Below are 8,942 nucleotides of genomic sequence, written 5' to 3'. Positions count from 1 at the left end.
CTAGGAGGGTGGGGATCATGAGTACGCCGAACCAACCGATGTAAATCCGGTTATCGGTGCTGGTGATCCACTCGCAGAAGCGATCCCATACGTTGGCGCTTTGGCGCTGTTGTAAGGTTGTGGTCATTTGTTTATGATTGCAATGTATTTTTGTAACCAATTAGACGGTTTTTTTATCCGTCCGTTCTAATAAACTTAACATGTATTTACTTTTAGTGAAATATAAATTTTCTGATTTAATTAGCTGCAAGTATTAGATTTACTTATCAATACCTTGATCAATCAACCCCCTCCCTAACATTTTTGTTACTTTGTGGGCTGCCCAAATCCGATAACATACACACAACACACACATATGATCAAGTCTTTTTCATGCTTAATGAAGTACACAAAAATTTGTTCCTTAATACCTGTTTGCAAAAAACTAAAAAACTTTGTATTTCACGAGCATGGGAAATGCTATATCACCACAAATGCTCAGATACCACTAAGAGAAGCAGTAGAATAGATTAGGATTAGACCTAAAGACCTTCAGAAACTACGCCGAGAATGGAAAAATCGAAAGCATCAAAACCGAGGGAGGACAGGGACTATTTAATTAATCTTGAATCCTACTCACGTGGTGCAACTAGACCTACCATTAGAGGTAGGGGAGTGTCAATCAGCCAACAACTAAGAATTAGCAATGACTTCTACTAACCAAAAATCTTCAGAGAATATCGGATTTAATCTGCCTTTGTTGAGCATTCCCCCATCTTTTCTTTTACAAATAGGTACAGCGTCTGTACTACTGCTCCTCACCGCAGAAAAAGCCACAGTGAAAGCCCTAGAATCTATAGGCGAAGCTAGTGAAGAATTGTTTCGCGGCGATCGCCTGCCAATTCTCCCTTTTCCAGTTAACAACAGTTGGGATACAAGCACCAGAGGTAGACAAACAGATTAAAAAATATATTTAGAAGCTAAAATCCTCAAGGTTTTTCCCTGAGAATTAATTTCGTCTATGGGATGTAAGTCTATAGGATGTAAACAGTAATCAGCTTGACAAGAGCAGTAATTATGAGTTCTATTTTATACAGTTTGTCTCAAGGGGTAAATTTTTACCCTACCTCAGAGTTATTTTTGCGCCATCGGTTGCAAGTGGTAGAAGAATTGTGGGAATCAGTACTCCGACAGGAATGTGGTCAAACAATGGTGGAACTATTGCGACAATTGCGGGGCTTATGTTCGCCGGAAGGACAAGCCACAAATGACCAGGCCGCATCTGCTGTGAAGTTGATTGAACAACTGAATATCAATGAGGCGATTCGAGCCGCTCGGGCTTTTGCATTGTATTTCCAGTTGATTAACATCATAGAGCAGGAATATGAACAGCGGCAGCAATTAACTCGCTATTCACCAGGGGAAGGAGAAACAGTTCAGGAAGGGACTTTATCCCACACTGCCTATTCTTCTAACCATCAAGAAGATGATGCCTTGATTGTTAACCAAGAAAAAGAAATTTGTACACAGACAATTAGTCTATTCTCTACAACAACTTGGGTAAATAAATCAACTAATAAAGAAAAAGGTACATTTGCTACTTTGTTTCCCCATTTATTTAGGCTAAATGTGCCACCCCAGCAAATTCAACGCCTGATTTCACAGTTGGATGTGCGTTTAGTGTTCACAGCCCACCCAACTGAAATAGTTCGTCACACCATCCGCGATAAGCAAAGGCGGGTAGTCAACCTGCTGCAAAAACTAGATGCGGTAGAAAATCGCAATGAAGGGACAGTAGGCGGATATCCATGGGAAGGGGCGGATTTGCGAGAACAATTACTCGAAGAAATTCGCCTGTGGTGGCGCACAGATGAACTCCACCAGTTTAAACCGACGGTACTCGATGAAGTAGATTATGCCTTACACTACTTCCAAGAGGTGTTATTTGATGGCATTCCTCAACTCTATAAGCGGTTAAAATATGCATTGGGTAAGACTTTTAATTGGCTAGAACCGCCCCATAAAAACTTCTGCTCTTTTGGCTCTTGGGTGGGTTCAGATCGAGATGGTAACCCATCGGTAACACCAGAAATCACTTGGCAAACAGCTTGTTATCAGCGCCAAATGGTTTTGGAAAGATATATTAAATCAGTCAAACAGCTCATTGAATTATTGAGTGTGTCAATGCACTGGAGCGATGTCTTACCAGACTTGCTCGAATCTTTGGAGATAGACCAGTCCCAGTTAAGTGATGTGTACGATGCACTGGCTTTGCGATATCGCCAAGAACCTTATCGGTTAAAGCTGGCTTATGTGCTCAGACGGTTGGAAAATACTCGCGATCGCAATTTATCTTTGTATAACCGAGAAATATCACCCAGTATAGGCGTGAAAGTTGACCATAACCTGAGTGGGGGAGTCCTAGGAGAAGAAGCCCCCATGTATCGTTCCGGGTCAGAGTTTTTAGCAGAATTGCGGTTAATTGCACGTAATTTAACCGAAACTGGTTTAAGCTGTGGGGAATTAGAAACTCTCATCTGTCAAGTAGAAATTTTTGACTTTAACTTAACTCAGTTGGATATCCGCCAAGAATCCACCAGACATTCTGATGCTTTAAATGAGATTCTGGAATATCTGCAAATACTACCCCAACCCTATAACGAACTATCCGAAGAACAGCGAGTTGCTTGGCTCACAGGGGAACTACAAACCCGCAGGCCGCTAATTCCGTCAGAATTGCCATTTTCGGCAAAAACTAACGATGTCATTGAAACTTTCCGGATATTGCGATCGCTACAGCAAGAGTTTGGTGTCAACATCTGCCAAACATACATTATCAGTATGTGTCGGCAAGTGAGCGATGTCTTGGAAGTGTTACTATTAGCCAAAGAATCCCGACTGTTTGACCCCGCCATCGCCGTGGGAACCATTCAAGTTGTCCCCTTATTCGAGACAGTCGAAGACTTACAACGCTCCAGAAGCGTCATGCGACAGTTATTTGAATTGCCATTATATCGAGCTTTATTAGCCGGTGGCTATGAAGCAGTTAAAGCTAGTCAAGAAAACGGCTCATCATTACCCATCCCCACCACAGCTTCCCCCCTCACTCCCAATTTACAGGAAGTCATGCTAGGGTATTCTGACAGCAATAAAGATTCTGGTTTTTTAAGTAGTAACTGGGAAATCCATAAAGCCCAAAAATCACTCCAGAAAATTGCTGAAGGATACGGTGTAAATTTGCGAATATTCCACGGGCGGGGTGGTTCCGTGGGAAGGGGAGGGGGACCAGCTTACGAGGCGATTTTGGCTCAACCGGGACTCAGTATCAATGGGCGCATTAAGATTACTGAACAGGGGGAAGTATTAGCTTCTAAATACTCCTTGCTAGACTTAGCTATGTACAACTTGGAAACTATTACCACTGCGGTAATTGAAGCTAGTTTACTACGAACAGGGTTTGATGATATCGAACCTTGGAATGAGATTATGGAAGAATTAGCCGGGCGATCGCGTCAACATTACCGCCAGTTGATTTACGAGCAACCGGATTTTATCGACTTTTTCCACCAAGTTACCCCCATTGAAGAAATTAGCCAGTTACAAATTAGCTCCCGTCCAGCGCGGCGACCATCAGGAAAAAAAGACCTCAGCAGTTTACGCGCCATTCCCTGGGTATTTAGCTGGACACAAACCCGTTTCTTATTGCCTTCTTGGTATGGTATTGGTACAGCTTTACAGGGATTCCTCAATGAAGAACCCGAAGAACATCTGAAATTACTACGCTACTTTTATCTCAAGTGGCCTTTCTTCAAAATGGTGATTTCCAAAGCAGAAATGACCCTGGCCAAAGTAGATATGCAAATGGCCCATCACTACGTGGAAGAATTAGCTAATCCTGAAGATAAAGCCAGACTAGAAAAAGTATTCGAGCAAATTGCCAACGAATTCTATCTCACTAGAGATTTAGTGCTGAAAATCACTGGACATACTCGGCTCTTGGATGGCGATCCTGTCTTGCAGCGTTCAGTACAGTTACGTAATGGTACGATTTTACCTTTAGGTTTCATCCAAGTTTCCCTACTCAAACGCTTGCGTGAATCACGTAACCTAACTGCTACATCTGGTGTGATTAATTCTAGGTACAGCAAAGGCGAGTTACTCAGAGGCGCACTGTTAACTATTAATGGTATTGCCGCCGGGATGAGAAATACAGGTTGATCAAAGAACACCAAAAACTGTAGGGTGGGTTAGGGTAGCGTAACCCACCATTGCCAGAACTAGCATTAATCATGATGAAAAATAGATTTTTAACTTGCACATTCTTAGCTGTGACACTAGGTCTTTTGGGTGCTTACATCGGTGGACACATGACATCAATGCTACATAACCAGAACTGTCAAAACCAGTCTTGGGGCTTAAAAGTCATGTGTAATGTTTGGGTAACACCAGGAGCAACATGGCAAGGTAGTACAACTGGATTATGGATGGGTACGGTTTTGGGAGCCTTCATCGCCGGTTCGATCACACGCACAGAAAGTTAGACTTTCTACCCTAAATAGGATGACAAAGATCAACTTAGTATTGATTTTATCTAAACATTATTGTAAAATAAAATAGTAATGTGGGGCATAGGGAATATCAAGCTTGTGGACTCTGCGAATGGGAAGAAACTCCTCTAAGTAAGTTGGCTAGATGAAGCAAGAATCCCATGTGCTTTTAGCCGTGGGAGTGTGAATATGAGCAATTACCAATCTGTAAACAAATCCCACCGGAACAACCGCTCAAATAACAATGACTGGCGGTTATTTTTACGTCTATTGCCCTATGCTCGTCGCCATGGAAAACTGCTGACACTGGCAATAGTCCTACTTGTACCCATTGCATTAGCCAACGCAGTGCAACCACTGTTGATTGGACAGGTGATTTCTCTGATTCGCAATGAACCAAGTACCTATGAGTTACTCAGGAATCTCCCCTTGAGGGAAGGGTTAAATATTCTACTAATATTAATACTTATAGCGATCGCCATCCGACTGGTATTAATTGGCATTCAGGGTTATATACTACAAAAGCTGGGACAAAACATCACAGCCGCAATACGCCAGGATTTATTTCACCATGTCACATCTTTAGCAGTACGTTTTTTTGACCGTACACCCGTAGGTAAATTAATTACTCGACTCACCAGCGATGTGGAAGTATTAGGGGATGTCTTTTCCACCGGTGCCATCGGTATTGTCTCCAATGTATTCAGTATGCTGGTGATCATCGCTATTATGTTTTCCATTGAGTGGAAACTTGCTTGCTTGCTGTTGCTGATACTCCTACCCATTACTTGGTTAATTATTTACTTTCAGCAAAAGTACCGCCAAGCCAATTATAAGGTAAGGGAAGAACTTTCTAGTTTAAATTCTCAGTTACAAGAAAATATAGTTGGTATTAATGTAGTCCAGTTGTTCCGACGAGAAAAATTTAATGCCGAATTATTTCGCCACACAAATCAACGTTACATCCAGGAAATAGATAAAACCATTTTTTACGATTCCGCTGTTTCAGCAACTTTAGAATGGATAGCACTAATGGCGATCGCCGGGGTTCTGTTGTTAGGTGGTTGGTTGCTCTTAGGTGACTTCCTCACCTTCGGAATTTTAGCAGCATTTATCTTATATGCCCAGCGACTATTTGACCCTTTAAGAGATTTTGCCGAAAAATTTACCGTCATCCAAGCTGGTTTTACCGCCATTGAACGCATTATCAACATTTTAGATGAACCCATAGAAATCCGCGATACTAGTCATCCTCGCTTTTCTATATTTGATTCAACTTTTGGTTATATAGATGAAATAGTTGGTAAGATAGAACACCAAGATTTTGAAACTCCTGTACAATTGGGAGAAATTCGTTTTGAAAATGTCTGGTTTGCTTACAAAGACGATGATTATGTAATTAAAAACTTAAGTTTCGTAATTCATCCCGGCGAAAAAGTCGCATTAGTCGGTCCCACAGGTGCGGGAAAAACTTCAGTTATTCGGCTATTGTGCCGTCTTTATGAACCAACCCAAGGGCGCATTTTACTAGATGGCGTAGATATTCGGGAGCTAGCACAGGCGGACTTGCGACGCTATATGGCAGTAATTTTGCAAGAAGGCTTTTTGTTTGCTGGTGACGTTAAAAGTAACATCACTTTAGGCGACTATTATCCCCTTGAAGAAATTAAACAAGCTGCCAGTAAAACCAATATTGCTGAGTTTATTGAACAATTACCCCAAGGGTATGATACTAAACTGCGGCAACGAGGCACAAATATTTCTAGTGGTCAAAAGCAACTTTTAGCCTTCGCACGTGCCGCAATTCGTAACCCACAAATTCTAGTTTTGGATGAAGCCACCGCTAGTTTAGACGTGAATACAGAAACCTTAGTCCAAGAGGCATTAAACCAAGTTTTAGTGAGGCGTACCGCAATTATTATCGCTCACCGACTGTCCACAATTCGCAATGTAAATCGAATTTTTGTGTTGCAGCGAGGTGAATTAGTCGAAGCAGGAAGCCATGAGGAATTGTTACAAGCTGGTGGACTATATGCTACGTTACATAATTTGCAAATGCTCGGTTCTTAACTGGTGTTTTGTATAAAGGTGTGGTTTGTTAAACCCTGAGTTTTGTTGTTGAAAATTTGCCATGATTGAGAGCTTATTTTTACTAGCTGTTTGGTAGATAACAACCTCATGATTTTTGTAAATCAGCAAGCCTTAATTACTCAAAGTTGCAACTTTATTACATACAATTCTCATACTATCTACAGCATATTTGACAAATACAGAATTTTCTTTGGCATTACAAGAACCCTTGATTTCCAGTGTTCTTGTTTTGTCTTTGACAAGTTTCGCCTCGTAAATAAATAGAGAACCATGTGAGTCCTCAAAACTTAACTCGGCTAAAATTGTATTGTTATCTAAACTCTGCTGAATAATTTTCCCCCCTACTTGATAATTAAACCAATCCCACCCGTGATATAACATCAGTTCTCTTTCTAAGATTTGTAGCGCACTAGGTAGAACTCCCCAGCCTCTATATACTTTCCTGAGAGATTCTATATCACCTGTACGAGTTAAAATTGACCTCAGGGATTCCTGATTGAGAACACCATAATATCTACCATCTGGTAAATCTATTGCTGTTGGTGCAAATCGATGTCCACCAAAATGGCTAGATTTCCAAATCCTGACATGATCCCATTCCAAATCCGCAACAGTCGTCCTAGCTTGGAAATAAAAAGGACTACCATATCTAGCGCAACATTGATCATGGCTACCGTGGGTACAGACTAAAATATCTCTAGTTATACCTGTATCTATTTCATAGTCGGATATTTTTCCCCATAAATATTGTTTTACCACCCCCGCTACTTGTTCAATATGTGGTAGTTTAAACTCGTATTTTTGGTATCCATGACTCATACCCTCTTGTTTTTGATAAATCAAAAGGGTGGTGTAGTCCACTTTATGGGAATAATTATTCGCAATTAAAAGAAACCTTACGGGTAATCTAGCACAGCGGACTTCCTCTACTAGAACCTGTAAATTATTTGGTACCCATTTAGATTGAAAAGCCTCATAAGTCCAGGGTTGAGGACATTCAACTAAAATATATGTTTGATAATTTGTAGCACTACCAATAATATCTTCTCCGACTTCTCGTGCATGATCAGAACAAAAAAAAGTATTCATCGAAATTTACTCATTAGTGAATTGTATGAACAGAAGATTATGAGAAAAAACTCATGTAATTTTGGCTACGATGCTTCAACCCTGAGCAATAAACGAGAATAATCTGCATTTACTAGTAACAAGCAGGTAGGCACTTTATAGCATCATTTTTAATAAATTTCTTTCTGGTTAACAAAGTCTCTAGATTAAAGTTCACTCACCCCCGGAGAGATATTACAGCAACCTTCAAATTCATTTTGTATTCTTTTTTATTAGCTGGTTCAAAAGATTCTACTTGCTGAGTTTACCTGGTAGCTTGCGTAGCCTAGCCATACTGACTCCCAGCGCAATACTTGATATATATCAAGGCTGGAAAAGGCTTGAAACCCATAGCTGGCGTGGCGTAGCCATAAAAATCCTGTTGTTTGCCTGTTTTTATCCAGAAAAAATACCCACCTATTCCCGGATTCCATGAGACTACTTGCTTTTAATATATCAAAATCTTAACCTATATTGCTAAATATTCTCAATAATTTTCTAAAAAAAGATAAAATGTGATCCTTGGTTGCATTCAAAACCAATATCAGGATGATTTGTGATACATGGGTTTGATTTTCTTTATCCTTGAGATATATTCACATTTTTTTTCAACTAAAGACCTGATTTTAAGTGTAATAACGGCAAAATGCCCGCATTTTTTGCTGTTGGCAATTTTGTTTGATTCTTGATTTTTTATTCATTAATCCAATTATACCTGATCGAGTTGTAATTCAAGCCAAACCAAACATTATAACTATCGGAACTTTCAATCTTATACATAGATTATTCTAATATTCAATCAGTACATAAATTATCAGATAGTTATAAAGCCTTTTTCAGTCTCATGAAGTACACACCAATTCCCTATTCCCTATTCCCTCAAACTAAAAAAAATTGTACCTCACGAGCATGGGAAAAGCTATATATGAGGGAGTTTTTGACAGTTAGTTCAAGCTAATGTCGCAATTTTGTTTCAATTCCCAGGTAAACAATGTTGGTAGCTATTCAACCACCAAAGGCGCAATGATGATGCGTTACTATGAAATCCGTAACGCACCCTACAATAGTTAATTTTTTTGGTTCTTCAGTACCTAATATGCTAAATTGTTTTGATAAAATCCGAAAAGGCTTACCGTATAAGGGAAATAATGTTGGTTATTGAAGAAAATGCCTGAATATTCCTTCTTAATCTCTGTTCGGTGTGTTCCCTGTTCCCTG

Annotated in this window: 5 protein-coding genes and 1 pseudogene; 4 read left to right on the top strand and 2 right to left on the bottom strand. The window is 40.1% G+C overall.

Annotation, left to right across the window (positions count from 1 at the left end; translation table 11 throughout):
- A pseudogene (locus tag NWP22_RS11570) lies at nt 1–127 on the bottom strand (photosystem II q(b) protein); the annotation flags it as partial.
- 558 nt (nt 128–685) lie between these two features.
- On the opposite strand from NWP22_RS11570, the gene NWP22_RS11565 reads away from it, so the two are divergent.
- The 4 genes from NWP22_RS11565 to NWP22_RS11550 all read left to right on the top strand — a co-directional run bounded on the left by NWP22_RS11565 (nt 686) and on the right by NWP22_RS11550 (nt 6,596).
- The gene (locus tag NWP22_RS11565) at nt 686–943 is read left to right on the top strand and encodes a hypothetical protein (RefSeq protein ID WP_271730978.1); all 258 of its coding nucleotides are present in this window, start codon (nt 686–688) and stop codon (nt 941–943) included.
- 113 nt (nt 944–1,056) lie between these two features.
- Nucleotides 1,057–4,197, top strand: a complete 3,141-nt coding sequence (gene ppc / locus NWP22_RS11560; RefSeq protein ID WP_271730976.1) for a phosphoenolpyruvate carboxylase — start codon at nt 1,057–1,059, stop codon at nt 4,195–4,197.
- Between the two features lie 71 nt (nt 4,198–4,268).
- Nucleotides 4,269–4,520 carry a hypothetical protein gene (locus NWP22_RS11555; RefSeq protein ID WP_271730974.1) on the top strand — a complete coding sequence of 84 codons (252 nt, stop codon included), beginning with the start codon at nt 4,269–4,271 and terminating at the stop codon, nt 4,518–4,520.
- Nucleotides 4,521–4,715: 195 nt separating this feature from the next.
- Nucleotides 4,716–6,596 carry an ABC transporter ATP-binding protein gene (locus NWP22_RS11550; RefSeq protein ID WP_271730973.1) on the top strand — a complete coding sequence of 627 codons (1,881 nt, stop codon included), beginning with the start codon at nt 4,716–4,718 and terminating at the stop codon, nt 6,594–6,596.
- Between the two features lie 132 nt (nt 6,597–6,728).
- Here the strand turns inward: NWP22_RS11550 and NWP22_RS11545 are convergent, their stop codons facing one another.
- Nucleotides 6,729–7,706: a ferredoxin family protein gene (locus tag NWP22_RS11545; protein ID WP_271730971.1), complete on the bottom strand. Its 978-nt coding sequence runs from the start codon at nt 7,704–7,706 to the stop codon at nt 6,729–6,731.
- Between the last annotated feature and the right edge of the window lie 1,236 nt (nt 7,707–8,942).

Origin of the sequence: Anabaenopsis tanganyikae CS-531, from assembly GCF_029891675.1 — a bacterium.
Classification (GTDB): domain Bacteria; phylum Cyanobacteriota; class Cyanobacteriia; order Cyanobacteriales; family Nostocaceae; genus Anabaenopsis; species Anabaenopsis arnoldii.
The sequence above is the reverse complement of the archived record's forward strand: the minus strand, read 5'-3'. Positions and strand labels throughout refer to the sequence as shown.

Coding starts and splice junctions, on each gene's coding strand:
- NWP22_RS11550 (WP_271730973.1), top strand. CDS start 4,716: ATGAGCAATTACCAATCTGTAAACAAATCCCACCGGAACAACCGCTCA.
- NWP22_RS11565 (WP_271730978.1), top strand. CDS start 686: ATGACTTCTACTAACCAAAAATCTTCAGAGAATATCGGATTTAATCTG.
- ppc (WP_271730976.1), top strand. CDS start 1,057: ATGAGTTCTATTTTATACAGTTTGTCTCAAGGGGTAAATTTTTACCCT.
- NWP22_RS11545 (WP_271730971.1), bottom strand. CDS start 7,706: ATGAATACTTTTTTTTGTTCTGATCATGCACGAGAAGTCGGAGAAGAT.
- NWP22_RS11555 (WP_271730974.1), top strand. CDS start 4,269: ATGATGAAAAATAGATTTTTAACTTGCACATTCTTAGCTGTGACACTA.